At 46.3% G+C, this 15,882-nt stretch carries 13 protein-coding genes and 1 riboswitch; of the genes, 6 read left to right on the forward strand and 7 right to left on the reverse strand.

Annotation, left to right across the window (positions count from 1 at the left end):
- Nucleotides 1-15: 15 nt before the first annotated feature.
- From W234_RS0107435 to W234_RS0107455, 5 genes are all read right to left on the reverse strand, one after another.
- Nucleotides 16-1,008 carry a hypothetical protein gene (locus W234_RS0107435; RefSeq protein WP_025646172.1) on the reverse strand — a complete coding sequence of 331 codons (993 nt, stop codon included), beginning with the start codon at nucleotides 1,006-1,008 and terminating at the stop codon, nucleotides 16-18.
- Between the two features lie 32 nt (nucleotides 1,009-1,040).
- Nucleotides 1,041-1,907 (reverse strand): uroporphyrinogen-III synthase, encoded by an 867-nt coding sequence (locus tag W234_RS14185; protein ID WP_227501910.1) that lies wholly within the window; start codon nucleotides 1,905-1,907, stop codon nucleotides 1,041-1,043.
- A gap of 165 nt (nucleotides 1,908-2,072) precedes the next feature.
- Entirely contained in the window at nucleotides 2,073-3,089 is a 1,017-nt protein-coding gene (gene hemC, locus W234_RS0107445; protein WP_025646176.1) for a hydroxymethylbilane synthase, read from the reverse strand.
- 139 nt (nucleotides 3,090-3,228) lie between these two features.
- Nucleotides 3,229-3,966 (reverse strand): LytR/AlgR family response regulator transcription factor, encoded by a 738-nt coding sequence (locus W234_RS0107450; RefSeq protein ID WP_025646177.1) that lies wholly within the window; start codon nucleotides 3,964-3,966, stop codon nucleotides 3,229-3,231.
- A gap of 314 nt (nucleotides 3,967-4,280) precedes the next feature.
- Nucleotides 4,281-5,327, reverse strand: a complete 1,047-nt coding sequence (locus tag W234_RS0107455) for a histidine kinase (protein WP_227501909.1) — start codon at nucleotides 5,325-5,327, stop codon at nucleotides 4,281-4,283.
- Nucleotides 5,328-5,530: 203 nt separating this feature from the next.
- On the opposite strand from W234_RS0107455, the gene argH reads away from it, so the two are divergent.
- From argH to thiC, 3 genes are all read left to right on the forward strand, one after another.
- Nucleotides 5,531-6,904 (forward strand): argininosuccinate lyase, encoded by a 1,374-nt coding sequence (gene argH, locus W234_RS0107460; protein WP_025646179.1) that lies wholly within the window; start codon nucleotides 5,531-5,533, stop codon nucleotides 6,902-6,904.
- A 188-nt stretch (nucleotides 6,905-7,092) separates the two neighbouring features.
- Nucleotides 7,093-7,383 carry an oxidative damage protection protein gene (locus W234_RS0107465; RefSeq protein ID WP_025646180.1) on the forward strand — a complete coding sequence of 97 codons (291 nt, stop codon included), beginning with the start codon at nucleotides 7,093-7,095 and terminating at the stop codon, nucleotides 7,381-7,383.
- A 129-nt stretch (nucleotides 7,384-7,512) separates the two neighbouring features.
- Nucleotides 7,513-7,630: riboswitch (TPP riboswitch) on the forward strand.
- 250 nt (nucleotides 7,631-7,880) lie between these two features.
- Nucleotides 7,881-9,866, forward strand: coding sequence for a phosphomethylpyrimidine synthase ThiC (gene thiC, locus W234_RS0107470; protein ID WP_025646182.1), 1,986 nt, complete (start codon nucleotides 7,881-7,883; stop codon nucleotides 9,864-9,866).
- An 84-nt stretch (nucleotides 9,867-9,950) separates the two neighbouring features.
- Here thiC and W234_RS0107475 read toward each other — a convergent pair whose 3' ends face one another.
- Both W234_RS0107475 and W234_RS0107485 read right to left on the reverse strand, forming a co-directional pair.
- Nucleotides 9,951-10,841 carry a fructose bisphosphate aldolase gene (locus tag W234_RS0107475; protein WP_025646184.1) on the reverse strand — a complete coding sequence of 297 codons (891 nt, stop codon included), beginning with the start codon at nucleotides 10,839-10,841 and terminating at the stop codon, nucleotides 9,951-9,953.
- A gap of 206 nt (nucleotides 10,842-11,047) precedes the next feature.
- Nucleotides 11,048-11,947: a hypothetical protein gene (locus tag W234_RS0107485; RefSeq protein ID WP_025646186.1), complete on the reverse strand. Its 900-nt coding sequence runs from the start codon at nucleotides 11,945-11,947 to the stop codon at nucleotides 11,048-11,050.
- Between the two features lie 279 nt (nucleotides 11,948-12,226).
- Here W234_RS0107485 and W234_RS0107490 point away from each other — a divergent pair, with 279 nt between their 5' ends.
- The 3 genes from W234_RS0107490 (at nucleotide 12,227) to W234_RS0107500 (ending at nucleotide 15,801) form a co-directional block, all read left to right on the forward strand.
- A complete protein-coding gene (locus tag W234_RS0107490) occupies nucleotides 12,227-14,140 on the forward strand; it encodes an ABC transporter ATP-binding protein (protein WP_025646188.1) in 1,914 nt (637 codons plus the stop codon).
- Between the two features lie 75 nt (nucleotides 14,141-14,215).
- Entirely contained in the window at nucleotides 14,216-15,148 is a 933-nt protein-coding gene (locus tag W234_RS0107495; RefSeq protein WP_025646190.1) for an alpha/beta fold hydrolase, read from the forward strand.
- A gap of 11 nt (nucleotides 15,149-15,159) precedes the next feature.
- Nucleotides 15,160-15,801, forward strand: a complete 642-nt coding sequence (locus tag W234_RS0107500) for an alpha-ketoglutarate-dependent dioxygenase AlkB family protein (protein ID WP_025646192.1) — start codon at nucleotides 15,160-15,162, stop codon at nucleotides 15,799-15,801.
- Nucleotides 15,802-15,882 lie beyond the last annotated feature (81 nt).

Consider the following 15,882-nt stretch of genomic DNA (forward strand, 5'->3'; position numbering starts at 1 on the left):
ATCCATAATTCTGTGTTATTGATTATTTTTAGGCTGATTTAGCACTTGGGTGGTCAGTAGTGGCATAGACTCAGGAGGACTGGCTATTAACTCATCCAACCAAGTAATGACTTCGCTAATATTGCTCGGCGTTTTTACCGCTGATTTGTCACTGTTAGCATTAGCAGCACTGAGATTAGCCGTTTTCTGCTCTGTTGATGACTCACCTTTTGAGACGCTGTGGTCTTTAGCCTGCGTTGGGACGACTAAGGGCTGTAGCTGAGCGCGCGTTTGGCTCAAGTAGCGTGTCAACTGATCAGGCTCACGCATATTGCTCGCTTGTATGGCTAAGTTAAGCGTCATCAGCGCTTCGTGAATGATCAACTGGCGGCGGCTAAGACTGGTGTTTTTAGACGGTAAAGTGTGACTGGACTGCTCATTACTTTTGGTGACTGAGCGACTATCAACAGACTTTTCATAGCGATGCAAAAAGGTCTGGATATCTTGAATAGCTAAGCTCTGTAATTGCCACGGGCTAGGCTGAGCACTCCGCGCTTGCAGACGCTCGATGTCATCACTGAGGCTTTGCTTAATGACGATATTGAGCGCCGGGGCGATCTCATTGTTTGCTTGTGACAGTTGCCACTGTAACCCAGTTAATAAATCAATCGCCGCGCTATAGTTATTATCTGCAAGCAAACTATCTGCCGCTTGCATCTGAATACGCAATAAGTCTAACTGATTCTGCGCTTGACTGGTGAGCGGCGCTTTAGGAGCTGGCGCGGTCTGCTGGCTAATGGCGAACAGACGGTCATCCATCTCATTGAGACGAGTGACTACTTGCTCATTATTATTCAGGCGCTCTTTAATTTGGCTCTCAAAGCGCTGCTGACTGACGTAAAGCCAAACCAGCGCTAGTGCTAAAAGTACAATAAACAACCACTGCAAGCGCAGTAATAATATATTCGCTTGCCGGCGCTGCTGAATGACTAAAGGCGACTCAGATGACGGTTTAGGCTCAGTTGACATAACAAGCACCATTATTTAAAAGAAGATAACTATTAGGGCGTATTGATTGCCATCGAAATCGTTTCAGGAGATAAATCCTCGACCTGAATATACATAAGCTGCTGCGCGGCCACCATGTCCGCTAAGCGTACGCCTAGCACCACATAACGAAAGTCGTCTAACCTAAGAGCGCCTGTATGTCTTGTTTGTGCTTGCTGCACGACACTGACCCAATGCTCAAACGCGGTGCCACTGCTGATAATCACAATAGGCTTAGGTTGCGATGTGCTAGCTTGGTCTTGTTGATTAAGATAGCTTGCTAACCATGTTGCATAATCACTCGCCGCCGAGTCTGGCATCATGCGCTCATACCATGCGATGCTCTCGATCTCAACCCCGCGCGCCTGCAACGTATCGACCAAAAGCCTGCGCCCGCCAAGCCCGCGCCAAACCAGTAATTTATCGCCTGCTTGCAACCGTTCAATCTCTGGCATCGCTAGCATGCCTTCATTATTCGCTATTAACGGCTGTAGTACTGGCTGAGTCGCCGCTTGTAAAACCTCAGCGGTGGCGTCACCAACAGCAATGATAGCGCTTGGCGGCTCATAGTGAGCGCGCTTCGCTGTTATTGGCTCGATTGGCTGCACTTGCTGCTCATCAATCAGCGCTTGCCAGACGGCCAAACCGGACTGCGCGGCGGTAGGACTGACCACCACTAACGCTTGATAATCACCGGCAAGCCAGCGCCGCATGATGTCGATATCGGTAACGACGACCGCGCGCGTCTGCAACCTCAGCATGGGCATCTCGACCACTGCAAAGCCGACATCTTGCAAGTGCTTGGTCAAAGGAGCGGCGCGTTCTATGGGACGGGTATTAATCACTACTGGTGAGAGGTTACGAGACATTGAGGTGGGCACCGAGTTAAACCTTGAATGAGACATTAAATGACACAGACAAATGCCGCTATGGTCAATCGCCAATACAATAGCGGCATCATTATTAAAGCACGAGTATTATGATGCGCAGCTGGCAGGGCCTATACTAATTATTGCTAATTGCTAATTGCGACTTAAATTATATGCTTAAGGGTTATAAATAGCATCCAAAATAGCGCCAGCACCTTTTGCTAGTAGTTGCTCAGCAACATCAATACCTAGCTGATTGGCTTGCTGCTCTTTTTGTGCTTGTGTGCCGCTCAGCGTTATGCGCTTTTCCGCTTTTAACAGTCTACTGCCATCTTCTTCACCAACGCGTCCGCGCAGCCATAAGGTGTCGCCATTATCATCATTAAGATTACTACTGATATCGGCAGCATCTGCCATTTGCAATATCGCGTAGGCGGCAATGGGTACCTGACAACCGCCTTGCAAGTGACGGTTCAGCGCGCGCTCAGCGATTAGGCGAATACGCGCCATATCATCATTGAGCGGAGCTAGTAGTGCCATTACCTCTTGATCGTCCTCACGGCATTCGATAGCCAAAGCGCCTTGGCCCACTGCCGGCAGGCATGTATCGATATCCAGCTCGCTACGGATACGCTCGTCCAGCTCAATACGCTGCAAGCCACTAGTGGCAAGGATAATCGCATCATACTCTCCAGCGTCGAGCTTACCGAGTCTCGTTCCTACGTTGCCGCGCAAAGTCTTAACCTGTAAGTCTGGGCGATAGGCTTTGATCTGGCATTGGCGACGTAGACTTGCTGTGCCGACCACAGCGCCTTGTGGTAGCTCATCGATATTATTATACGTATTAGACACAAAAGCATCGGTTGGCGAGGCGCGCTTGCAATATACCCCAAGTGTTAGACCTTCAGGGAGCTGCATCGGTACGTCTTTGAGCGAATGCACAGCGATATCTGCCTGTTTTTCATAAAGCGCCTGCTCAAGCTCTTTGACAAATAAGCCCTTACCGCCGATTTTTGCTAAAGGAGTGTCCAAAATTTTGTCACCCTTAGTGACAATTTTGAGCAGGTTGATGGTCAAATCAGGATATAAGGCCGATAATCGATCGCGAATATGCTCAGCTTGCCATAAGGCTAAAGGGCTTTGACGAGTTGCGATGTTCAAAGTAGACAAAGGAGATGACTGAGTATTGCTCATAGATAGCCTCGGAATGATAAATATAAAGAGATATATCAGAATAAAATGACTTTAGCGCAAAAAAATACCCCTATTTAAGCATAAATAGAGGTCTGATGATATGGTCGGTTAATTAAGGCGTGTTTAACACCCTTAATATCTACATACTTTGGATTTTTTCGCGTAACGCGGGCAGATGGCGACGGCTCACGGCTAGCGTCTCATCTGTTCCTTTAAAGCGCACTTGATAACGACCGTCTTCTATTGTTTCTAAGAAGCCCAAAAAATCTAAATTAATAATGGCATTACGGTGGACACGAAATAAGCGCTCATCGAACTCTTCTTCTAGCTCTTTCAACGTCTCGTCAATCAGCACTATCCCATTAGTGTGACGGACTTTGACGTATTTTTGATCTGCCGTAAAATAGTAGATATCGCTGATGTTAATTAGCTCAACCCCGCGGTGGGTACGAGCTGCGATGTGCTCACGTGGCGGACGCGACATTGGATCTTCAAGCTTACGAATGCCATCGAGCTGCGCGGCATTTAAATTGCTGGCCTTACTCAAAGCGTCAATCAGCTCATCTTTATTGGCAGGCTTTAACAAGTAGCCAATAGCATTGGCCTTAAAAGCGGCAATAGCATAATGATCGTAAGCGGTGACAAAGATAATCGCTGGCGGATGTTCAAGCTCGCCAAGTATTTGCGCGCAGCGTACGCCATCCATCTCAGGCATACGTATATCGAGCAGTATGAGCTCAGGCTGATGGAGTTTTACAGCGTCAACCGCTTCAGCTCCAGTGCCTACTTGCGCCACAACTTCATGGCCTGATTGTTTGACAATCCTGACCAAACGCTCGCGTGCGAGTGGCTCATCGTCACAAACTACTATCCGCATAAAACACCTCTTCTACTCTTTACTCAGTCGGTTGGTTCAAAATCGTCATCTTGACTATCGCCAGCCACTTTTTATATCTATAGTGACTATTTTATACTTCTTATGTTATAGCTTTCGTTTTTACCGTGGTTATCATTTAGGACACTGACAATTTAGGGAGATGACTATTTTTCTTGGGTATGTACTTCATTCTGTAATAGATCTAAGACAATAAATACAGTGCAATAAACGTACCATATTGCAGGTATTACTTATGCTTTTTTGAGTATTAACAGCCAGTCATGCAGCAAATACACGGAATAAGCAGTCCTACATTACAAGCCTGCATCTTGCAAAGGATAATCGATAATCGTCACAATCTGGGTGTTAGTGACCGTACTTTTAATGCTTGAGCTGGGACCAAAATAGAGTTGTAAGCGTTCAGCTTGCATCCGAAAATTAACGTGCTGACGTAGATCATGTACGATCATCAAGGTTTTACTCGGAAGCTGTACGCTGACAGTGATAATAACGCGGTGATCTTGCCAGACGACAGCTATATCTATATATATCGTCTCCGTGGTCATCTCTACCACATTGATAAGTATTTTTTCGATAATGCTTTGTAAGGTAAGCGCAGTGATGACCATATCGCCCATCACTTCGTCATCGGGCAGCTGCCAATTAACAACTAATTTATCTGCCAAGCGATAAGACTCAATCGTCACGTAGTGCTTACAAAGCGCCACCTCTTCCTCAAAACTAATCTCGCGTACGCCATTGAAACTGGCTCGAAACAGCGCTGAGACATGCTCAAGTAGCCTAGCTGCATAAGGCGGGTTAGACTCTATAAGCGATAGCAAACTGTTAATCGTATTAAAGAAGAAATGCGGAGATAGACGCGCCTTTATTAAGTCGTTTTGGGCGCTAAGCTTGTATTCAAAGGATTGCTTCAGCGCTATCAGCTCACGATGACGACGCATAAAATAAAGCAAAAATACTAAAGTAAAACCGCCGGTAAACATCATATTAAATAGCAGCTCTAGCCCTAGCGCCTGACGCTCGTACGCCAGCCAGCCGACATTAATCAACACTAAAATGACCAATAGCATAGCTAAAGTAGACGCCAGCATGAACATCAGCACTATATAGAGACTGACTCTAATAGGATTGATCCTTTTGAATATTGGACGTAAATAATCTACTAAATATAAAGTCGGTATAATGGCTAAAATATACTGAATACACTTAGCCAGATAAGCCACTAAAAACTGCGGCCCTGTCGCCAGCTCATGCCGACCAACAATAGTAACAAACAGCGCCCAAGCCAAGATATACTGTAGCCATTGCCAAAGCGTCATCATCTCCGTAACTTTCGGCACGAAAAACTCTAAGCGCTCAGCTAGCAAGGCGACCTCATCCTTTGCTATACTTGAGCTCTTATTCTTATGAGTTGTCTTATACCGATATGAACGCCAATTCTTCAAACTCTAGTAATCCTATGCCAGATAATTCTATCTCTTCTGCTGATTTTAGCACAAATGCCATTAAGCCAAGCCCTTCTTCTAGTAGCCAAGGCCAGCAGATGTGGGGCGGACGCTTTAGTGAAGCAACAGACAGTTTCGTTGCCGCTTTTACCGCCTCTGTCGGCTTCGATCAGCGCTTTGCCCGTCATGATATCGAAGGCTCTGTCGCTCATGCCACTATGCTAGGTCAGTGCAATATTTTGACCGATAGTGAGGTTGCCACCATCATCGAAGGACTTCAGCAAGTCTTACGCGAGATTGAAGCAGGAGACTTTAACTGGTCAATTGCGCTCGAAGATGTGCATATGAATGTCGAGTCGCGCCTGACCGATATCATCGGTGCAGTGGGTAAAAAGCTGCATACGGGGCGTAGCCGTAACGATCAAGTCGCCACTGATATTCGCTTGTGGTTACGTGAAGAGACCGATAATATCATTGAGCTGTTAGTACGCTTACAAAGCGGCCTACTTAATCTAGCTGAGCAGCATACCGATACGATTATGCCAGGCTTTACACACTTGCAGACCGCTCAGCCGGTAAGCTTCGGTCATCATGTGATGGCTTGGTTTGAGATGCTCTACCGCGATACCGAGCGCCTAGTCGATGCGCGCCGCCGTATCAATCAGCTGCCTCTTGGTAGCGCCGCGCTTGCAGGCACCACTTTCCCTATTGATCGTACGATTACCGCTGAGCTATTAGGCTTTGAGGGTATTTGCCAAAACTCACTCGATGCCGTCTCTGATCGAGACTTTGCTATTGAGTTTACCTCAAACGCTTCTATTTTGATGATGCATCTATCGCGCATGAGCGAGGAGATTATCCTTTGGATGTCAGCGCAGTTTAACTTTGTGAAAATACCGGATCGCTTCTGTACCGGCTCCTCCATCATGCCGCAAAAGAAAAATCCTGATGTGCCAGAGCTGGTACGCGGCAAAGCGGCGCGGGTGTTTGGGCAGTTGACGACGCTGCTAAGCTTAATGAAAAGCCAGCCTTTGGCGTACAATAAGGACAACCAAGAAGACAAAGAACCACTATTTGACTGTGTCGATACGTTGACAGGCTCACTTCTCGCCTTTGCCGATATGCTACCTAATATTGCCCCTAATGTTGAGGCTATGCGTGAAGCAACGATGAAAGGCTACGCTACCGCTACGGACTTAGCAGACTACCTCGTACGCAGAGGCGTGGCGTTCCGTGATGCCCATGAAGTCGTTGGCAACGCTGTTGCGCTCGCTATCGATGAAGGTGTTGATTTGAGCGATTTAACACTAGAACAATTACAGCAGTTTAGTGATGCTATTGGCGATGACGTCTTTGATTATCTAACGCTTGAGGGCTCATTGGCCGCTCGTGATCATCTCGGTGGTACAGCGCCCAATCAAGTTAAACAAGCTGTGATCAATGGCCGCGCGCGCCTAAAAGCTTTTGCTTAGTCTTTGTTTTTGACTTGAGCTTTTGCTTTCGTTGTTATTTAAAACCTGCCAATACGGTGGGTTTTTTCATGCTTGTTTATAGACAGTTACTGTTGCTACACCCGATAGTCTTTGCTAAATTTGCCAAGACCGTTATCATAGGAGGATACATCTATAGCCCAATAAACATAATGAATGAGGAGCACATCATGACGGAGACTTTTAATCCGCAAGCCAACACTGTATTTTGCCGTAAGTACCAGCAAGATTTGCCAAAAATGCCGCATCCGCCTTTTCCTAACAAAAAAGGCCAAGAGCTACAAGACACTGTCTCTGACAAAGCATGGAAGGAGTGGCTTGAGCAGCAAACCATGCTGATCAACGAAAACCATCTAAGTATGATGGACCCAGAAGCAAAGAAGTTCTTAACTGAGCAGCGTGAGAAGTTCTTAGATAACGAGGATTATGAGCGCGCGCAGGGCTGGACACCTGAGAAATAAACCTAGCTCTTTACTGCAAGCAAACTAATCCATTATAAGCAAACTATGCAAATGGCTATATATTATGAGCCAAATTTGCTACTATCAAAACTGCTAGTATTAAGCTTACTAGCTCAAAACACGACAACACTGACAGACTCGGGGTGCGTTGTACAATAAGCTAAAAAGCTTTTGTACATTCGCTGAGAGATCACCCGCCGAACCTGATGCGGTTAGTACCGACGCAGGGAAGTCTTCAGCATTTATTATCTATGACAAAGGACGGGCAGAAATGCCTTTTTATCCCGGTTACTTTTAGCCTTAATGTACGCATGGCTAAGTAATCAAAGCGGATATCAAGCGTCGTCCATAGCTCGATGACAATTATTTGCAGCTAGATGGTTTTTGATTTAGTCGCTAGCGATTGCTCATAAGCTCAACTTGCCTAGATAACGAATGCTATCCCCGCAGCGACTGGCGGTGTTGATTTTATTCAAAACAACACGCTAGGACAGCATATGACAACCTCAACCGTACCTCCAAAGACCCAACAAAACGCCGCTGACAAAAAGGCGGATGCACTAAAAACTCCGGCCCATCGTAATCAACAAGACACTCGTTTTGAAGAAGACGCGCGTGACCTGCACCGCATTCTCCCTGCTTCTCGTAAAGTCTATATCCAAGGCTCAAGGCCTGATATCCAAGTACCCATGCGCGAGATCACGCTGGATTCCACGCCTATTCAGGGCGTTGATGAGTCCGACTGGGAGCAAAACCCACCTTTTTATGTTTATGACACCTCAGGCGTCTATACCGACCCCAATGTCGATATCGATCTAACCCGCGGCTTGCCCAAACTGCGCGAGGGCTGGATAGCCGAGCGCGGTGATACCGAACAATTAAGCGGTTTATCCAGCTCATACGGGCAAGCGCGTGCGCGTGATATCACCACAGCCAATCTACGCTTTGCCCATATCGATAAGCCGCGCCGCGCAAAAATTAGTGAGGGCAAAGCCGGCAATGTCACGCAAATGTACTACGCGCGCCGCGGTATTATCACCCCTGAGATGGAGTATATCGCCATTCGCGAGACGCAAAAGCAGCATGAGCTGACTGACATGCGTCAGCACGACGGCGAGAGCTTCGGCGCTAATACGCCAAAAGTGATTACCCCTGAGTTTGTACGTAGCGAGGTCGCGGCTGGTCGCGCAATCATCCCCAATAACATCAATCATCCTGAGTCTGAGCCGATGATTATCGGGCGCAATTTCTTAGTAAAAATTAACGCCAATATCGGCAACTCAGCACTCGGTTCGTCTATCGATGAAGAAGTATCAAAGATGACATGGGCAACGCGCTGGGGCGCGGATACCATCATGGATTTGTCGACAGGTAACCATATTCATGAGACTCGTGAATGGCTGATTCGTAACTCGCCGGTACCCATCGGTACGGTGCCTATTTATCAAGCATTAGAGAAAGTCGATGGCGTCGCTGAAGACCTTACATGGGAGATATTCCGTGATACGCTTATCGAGCAAGCCGAACAAGGCGTCGATTACTTCACCATTCACGCAGGCGTGCTGCTGCGTTATGTGCCGCTCACTGCCAATCGCTTAACGGGTATCGTCTCGCGTGGTGGCTCGATCATGGCGCAGTGGTGCCTAGCCCATCATAAAGAGAGCTTTTTATACACCCATTTTGAGGATATCTGCGAGATTATGAAGCAGTATGATGTGGCGTTTAGCTTAGGCGATGGTCTACGTCCTGGCTGCTTACAAGACGCCAATGACGAAGCGCAATTTGGCGAATTGCGTACGCTTGGCGAGCTGACAAAAATCGCTTGGCAGCACGATGTGCAGGTAATGATCGAAGGTCCAGGGCACGTGGCGATGAACCGCATCAAAGAAAATATGGACTTGCAGCTTGAGCTCTGTAATGATGCGCCGTTCTACACCTTAGGGCCACTGACCACCGATATCGCACCCGGCTATGATCATATCACTAGTGCTATTGGCGCGGCAATGATTGGCTGGTTTGGCACTGCTATGCTGTGCTATGTAACACCAAAAGAGCATTTAGGCCTACCGAATAAAAAAGACGTCAAAGACGGCATTATTACTTATAAAATCGCCGCGCATGCCGCTGATCTAGCCAAAGGTCATCCGGGCGCGCAAGCTCGCGATAATGCCTTATCTAAGGCGCGTTTTGAGTTTCGCTGGGATGATCAGTTCAATCTAGCGCTCGACCCTGATACCGCCCGTGAATATCATGACGAAACGCTGCCTAAAGACGCGCACAAATCAGCGCACTTTTGCTCCATGTGTGGCCCTAAGTTTTGCTCAATGAAAATCACCCAAAACGTCCGCGAGTACGCTAAAGGTTTGGATGCTAAAGAAAGTCTAGGCGCAGACGCTATGAGCACCGCTGAGATTGAGCAAGGTATGAAAGAGATGACTGAAAAATACCATAGTGAAGGCCGTCAGCTGTATAAAGAGGTATGATAATCAAAATTAATTTTTGTCCCATAAAAAAGCGCTACTAATCAGTAGCGCTTTTTTAATAGGCAATTCACTTGATAAGAGTGCTTAAATCTGTGATGCTTTATAAATCTTATCGATAGAGGCATCAATGGTATCGGCAAACTCTTTATCGCTTTGCTGCTTACTCAAGCCTTCAGTAAAAGCACGTGAGAAGCTGGCAATCATACCAGGGTTTTCTTCAAGCTTATCACAAGCATCTTGACGACTATAGCCACCTGAGAGCGCCACCACTTTAAGCACTTTTGGATGGTCAATCAGCTCTTGATAAAACCCGCCTTCTTCTGGCAAGGTCAGCTTCAGCATCACTTGATGATCGTCATTTAGACGATCGAGGTTACGTAAGATGTCCGCTTTTAATAACAATTCGCACTCATGCTTTTCGGCGCTATCGATGTTGACCTCTGGCTCAACGATAGGCATAAAGCCTTTAGAGATAATTTGCTTAGCGACATCAAACTGCTGCTGCACTACTTTTTCGATACCATCGACGCTAGGCTCATAGATGACCGAACGCATCTTCGTGCCAAATATCGGATACTTTTTGGCTTTATCAAGTAGTAAGTCTAAGTTTGGCATCGGGCGCATGACCTGTACGCCACTCATCTGCTCCGCTAAGCCCTTATCTACTTTTAAAAACGGCACAATGTTTTTATCTTCCCAAAGATAATTTGCAGTCGGTTTACCTTCAACCTCACGCTCCATGGTGTCCTCGAACAAGATCGCGCCTAAAACGCGCTTATCATCGAAGCAGTCACAAGTCATAATCCGCGCGCGCATTTGATGTACTTGATCGAACATCTCTTCATCATTGCTATAATCAGCGCTTGTAACGCCGTAGTTTTCTAGCGCTTTTGGCGTACTACCACCGCTTTGATCAAGAGCTGCAATAAAGCCTGTGCCGTTTTTTATTTTTTCTAGTTGTTTTTGATAGTCCATTGCAAATGCATCCTATAGTTGTGAGTAAAATCAAAAAAGATAAAGGTTAAGCGAGCGCTCATAACACTATAGACGGCTATATAAGTGTCAGATAACAAGCCAAATAGTTTATAAATTACCTTACCATAGCACAAGCGACGTGCCTATTATTGCAATGTAAAACGAGCGCAAAAATATCAAAGCCTGTAAGGGGTATTAAAAACGCTCTAAGCTAGAAATAATACTGCCACACAGCTGATCGCTAATATGATGCCCAGCATGTTGATGCGGTTCAGCTGCTCTTTAAACACGCCAACACCTATTAAAGTCGCGACAGTGATGACCCCAACATTCATTCCGGTAAAGACAATACTAGGCGACTCAGACAGTACCTGATGGGCACGTACATAAGCATAGATATTACCCATATTCAATGCGCCAAGTAGCAGCCCTGCGAGCAAGGCACTACCTTGCCAGCGCACGCGAGTGATCAGTAAATAGATAAATAACAACAATCCTGCTAAGCCAAAACTGACAAATAACGTCAATGGAAAAGCCGCGCCTTGCTTCGCTACTTGCTTAAATAAAATATCAATAATACCGTAGCCTGCCCACACGCCAAATAACCATAGTGGCGTTTTGGACAGCGCCTTGCCTTGATGAGCAGACGCAGTCAAAGAAGCAGCGGCGTTATGGTTATCTTTGCCATTAGCTACAGACTGCGGGCGGTAAACGAGCGCACCTAAAGCCAAAAACCCAAGCGCTAAGCCAAAGATACGCGTACCCGTCAATACCTCGCCAAACAATAAAAATGCAGCGATAATCGGGATAATCAGCGATAAGCGCTGAGCGGCATCGGTCGCAACCATACCGATAGCGGCGATAGCACGGCCTAATATGACAAACACTAAGGGCAGTAATATACCTAGTGCAATGATAATGCCCCAAGCTGTGCCCAAAGTATCGATAGCACTGATGTCAGGCTTTAATAAGACTAAAGTCAATAAAAAAGCCACAGGATAGCCTGCGACAATGGTCTGGCGAATATCGATATCTTTTTGGCGTAGCACCTTTAGCAGTACAGAAACAGCAACGCTACATAGCACCGCTATAATTAAATAAATCATTAATTCTAACCCTTAGTTTTTGTTATCTAGCGATACAGTGATACCGTCTTTTATAATAAAAGACTAAATGTAACCATATATTTCTAAACTAGCAATGACTAATTTTGACTCGGTCTATTTCATGGTCATATCACCAGTAGCGGCGTAGACAAATTACAATTAGGCAGCAAGAGAGAGTGCTAAGTTTGTTAAAATAGAGCCCAATTTAGCCATCCCATCTCAGTGTCAATTTAGGCTACGCTTCTTTTACTACACCATCCTTATGTACTGCTATTACTTATGAACGCACTATTTCGTTTTTTTGAAAACCGCTTATCCGCCTTTCCTGACACCCCTATGCCATTGCCCTCACCTCGTGATGGGCTGTTAAAGTTTCTGTGGGCGTGTACGACAGGTCTGCGCGGCTGGCTACTGCTGTTTGTCATTTTGTCGGCAGGCATTGGCGTTTATGAAGCGATGCTATTTGCCTGGATCGGCAATATCGTCGATTGGCTTGGTATCTATACGCCGGCGATGCTATGGGCTGAAAAAGGCGATATGCTACTGCTAATGCTCGCTGTCATGCTTGCAAGTCCGGTGTGGATTGCTTTGACATCTTTTATCCACTTTCAGACCTTGCAAGGCGTGTTTCCGATGCAGATGCGTTGGCGCTTTCATCAGCGCATGCTGGGTCAATCGATGCAGTTTTATCAAGATGAATTCTCAGGCCGCGTTTCAGCAAAGGTGATGCAAACCGCACTCGCCGTGCGCGATACGGTGCTCACCGTTGCTGATATGTTTACCTATGTCACGGTTTATTTTATTACTACTAGCGTCATTTTATTTAACTTAGATAGCTTATTACTGATTCCTTTTGTCGTTTGGTTCGTTTTGGTCGCGCTAGCTATTTGGTTTTTTATTCCTAGGCTCAAACGCACAGCTATCGTACAAGCCGATGCCCGCGCCTTAATGACAGGACGGATCACTGATGCTTATGCCAACATCATGACGGTGAAGTTGTTCAGCCATTCGCGCCGGGAGTTAGGCTACGCCAAAAATGCCATGGGGCAGTTTTTGGGCACCGTACACGCGCAGATGCGCTGGGTCAGCTATCTAGAAGTCTCCACCCATCTTATCAGCGTCATTTTAGTCAGTAGCACCGCCGGTATCGGGCTATATCTGTGGCAACAAGGCGCGGTCGGTGTCGGCGCTATAGCCGCGGCGACAGCAATGGCGCTACGTCTAAACGGTCTAACACGCTGGATTATGTGGCAAACGGCCAGTCTGTTTGAGAGTATCGGTACGGTACAAGACGGCATGCGCACCCTATCTGCTCCGCAAACTATCGTTGATGTGCCGAATGCGCAGGAGCTCAAAGTCACAGACGGACATATCGTGTTTGATCATGTCGACTTTAGCTATGAGAGTGAGAATGTGACGGATCTTGAAGGCGAGCGCATCGATGAGATTAAGCCTTCCAGCGCTTTAACCAAATCAGAAGTAAAACTGTTAGATAATTTTTATCTAGATATTAAACCAGGAGAAAAAATCGGTCTCGTCGGACGCTCAGGCGCGGGTAAATCAACCTTAGTCAACCTACTGTTGAGATTCTTCGATGTCGATAGCGGCAAGATCTGTATTGATGGCCAAGCGATCGATGAAGTCACGCAAGACTCCTTACGTGCGCAGATCGGTATGGTCACGCAAGACACCTCTCTACTGCACCGTACGATCCGCGAAAACATCGCTTATGGTCGACCTGATGCTTCTGACGAAGAGATTATTGTTGCCACTAAGCAAGCGCAGGCTTGGGATTTCATCAAAGATCTGTATGATGATAAAGGCAATACCGGCCTTGATACCCAAGTCGGTGAGCGCGGCGTTAAACTCTCAGGCGGGCAGCGCCAACGCATCGCGATCTCGCGCGTCATGCTTAAAAATGCACCGATCTTATTATTAGATGAAGCCACTAGCGCGCTCGACTCTGAGATTGAATATGCTATTACTGAAAGTCTCAACGACATCATGACTGGCAAAACCGTTATCGCCATTGCCCATCGCCTCTCCACTATCGCCGCGCTCGACAGGCTAGTGGTGATGGATCGCGGGCGTATTATCGAGCAAGGCAGTCATGAAGAGCTGCTAGCATTAAACGGCGTTTATGCTGGGCTTTGGCAGCGTCAAAGTGGCGGGTTTTTGGGCGCAGAGAGCTAATTTTGGCTTGCAAGCTTCAGCCCTAAAACCAAACGATTTAAACTTAATTCTTATGATAAAAAAGGCTCTAGCATCATGGAAGAATTTGCTAAACGTATTACTCTGGATAATAAGCAAGCGCGTTACTATACTCTAAGCAATTTGACTCTAAACGATTTGGTTTCGGGCAATTTAAATGAGTCCACTAAACGTGGCTCTGCTCGCCCCAAAGCGCATTTTTATGGAGGTAATGGCTTTACGGTAGGTAATTACAAGCCGCTATTGTCGGAGCTTGCCACAGATTTTGATATCAGCGCGCTTGCCATGCGCGGCTATTGGTATGATAAACCTAAAGCAAAAGTGTTAACCCGCGAGCAAGATGCTGATTTATTGATCAAGTTTTTGGAGCAGACTCAAGACGGTCCTGTCATCGGTATTGGTCATTCGCAAGGTGCTACCGCTACCGCTATGGCCGCCGCCAAACGCCCTGATTTGTTCTCTGAGCTGTACCTTATCGAGCCTGTCACTTTTACCAAATCACAAGCGCTGCTTTATAAGCTGATACCTCGCAGTATCAAACTAAAGCGCCAGCCCTTCAAAAGCGCATTAACCAAAAAGGCAACTTGGGTCAGTATCGATGAGTACTACGATAGTCTACGTGAAAAAAACGCTTATCGGCGTGTCGCTGATAATGACCTGTATTTATTTGCCAAAGAAAGCTTAATTCAGCAAGCAGATAATCGTTATACTTTTATCTTTAGTCCTAAGCAAGAGATTGCCAACTATTTTGGTATTCCTTATATTGATGATGCGCTGAAAAAACTGGCTAAAACAGCTGTCCCCTACCAGCTTATTATTGGTAAGCCGACTATTTTTATCAATGATAAAGTGCGCCGTAATTGGAAAAAGTTCGTTCCTGCCAATCAGCTGCATATCATGCCAGAGAACGGCCATCTATTGCCTATAGAAGCTCCAAAGCAATGCGCTGAGGTTATTGTGCAACAGTTTAATCGTGGAATTAATCGTTAAAATTTTAGCTTATGATGGATCTATTCACGCCACATCCCACTGATAATCTCTTGTCTTATGACGGTAAGGTTAATGATTTCGGTGTGGTAATCAAAGATAGCGACACCCTCTATCAGACCTTATTGCATGAGCTGCCTTGGCAGGCCGATATCGTCACTTTATTTGGTAAAACACATATCACCAAGCGGCAAATCGTTTGGATGGGAGATGAGGGCTTGAGCTATCAGTATTCGGGTCACACAAGGCAAGCTGTACCTTGGACAAAGTCTGTTTTTCACGTGAAACAGCTTGTTGAGCAGCAATTAGCTAGCATTGGTATCTTTGTGACTTTTAACTCCTGCTTGCTCAACTACTATCCGAGCGGTAGTGAAGGTATGGGCTACCATGCCGATGACGAAAAGGAGCTAGGGAGTCAGCCTATCATCGCGGCATTGTCACTAGGCGCTACCCGTAAGTTTGTTTTTAAACATAAAAAGAATAGGCATGAAAATAAGCCCGTCAAAGTCGAGCTTTATCTTGAGTCCGGGCAGTTGATTGTCATGCATGGCGAAACCCAAAGCCACTGGAAGCACACTATTACTAAGACTAAAACGGTCAGCGAAGGCCGAATTAGTCTGACATTTCGACGTATGATCCTTGGTGATAAAAACTAACGGGCTAAAACAGCGACTACTGTTTAGTTAGAAACACGACTTCGATAGCGATAATTTTAGCTTTGCTGACGATCTAAAAAA

The sequence above is a fragment of the Psychrobacter sp. TB15 genome, assembly GCF_000511655.1.
GTDB classification, from domain to species: Bacteria; Pseudomonadota; Gammaproteobacteria; order Pseudomonadales; family Moraxellaceae; genus Psychrobacter; species Psychrobacter submarinus.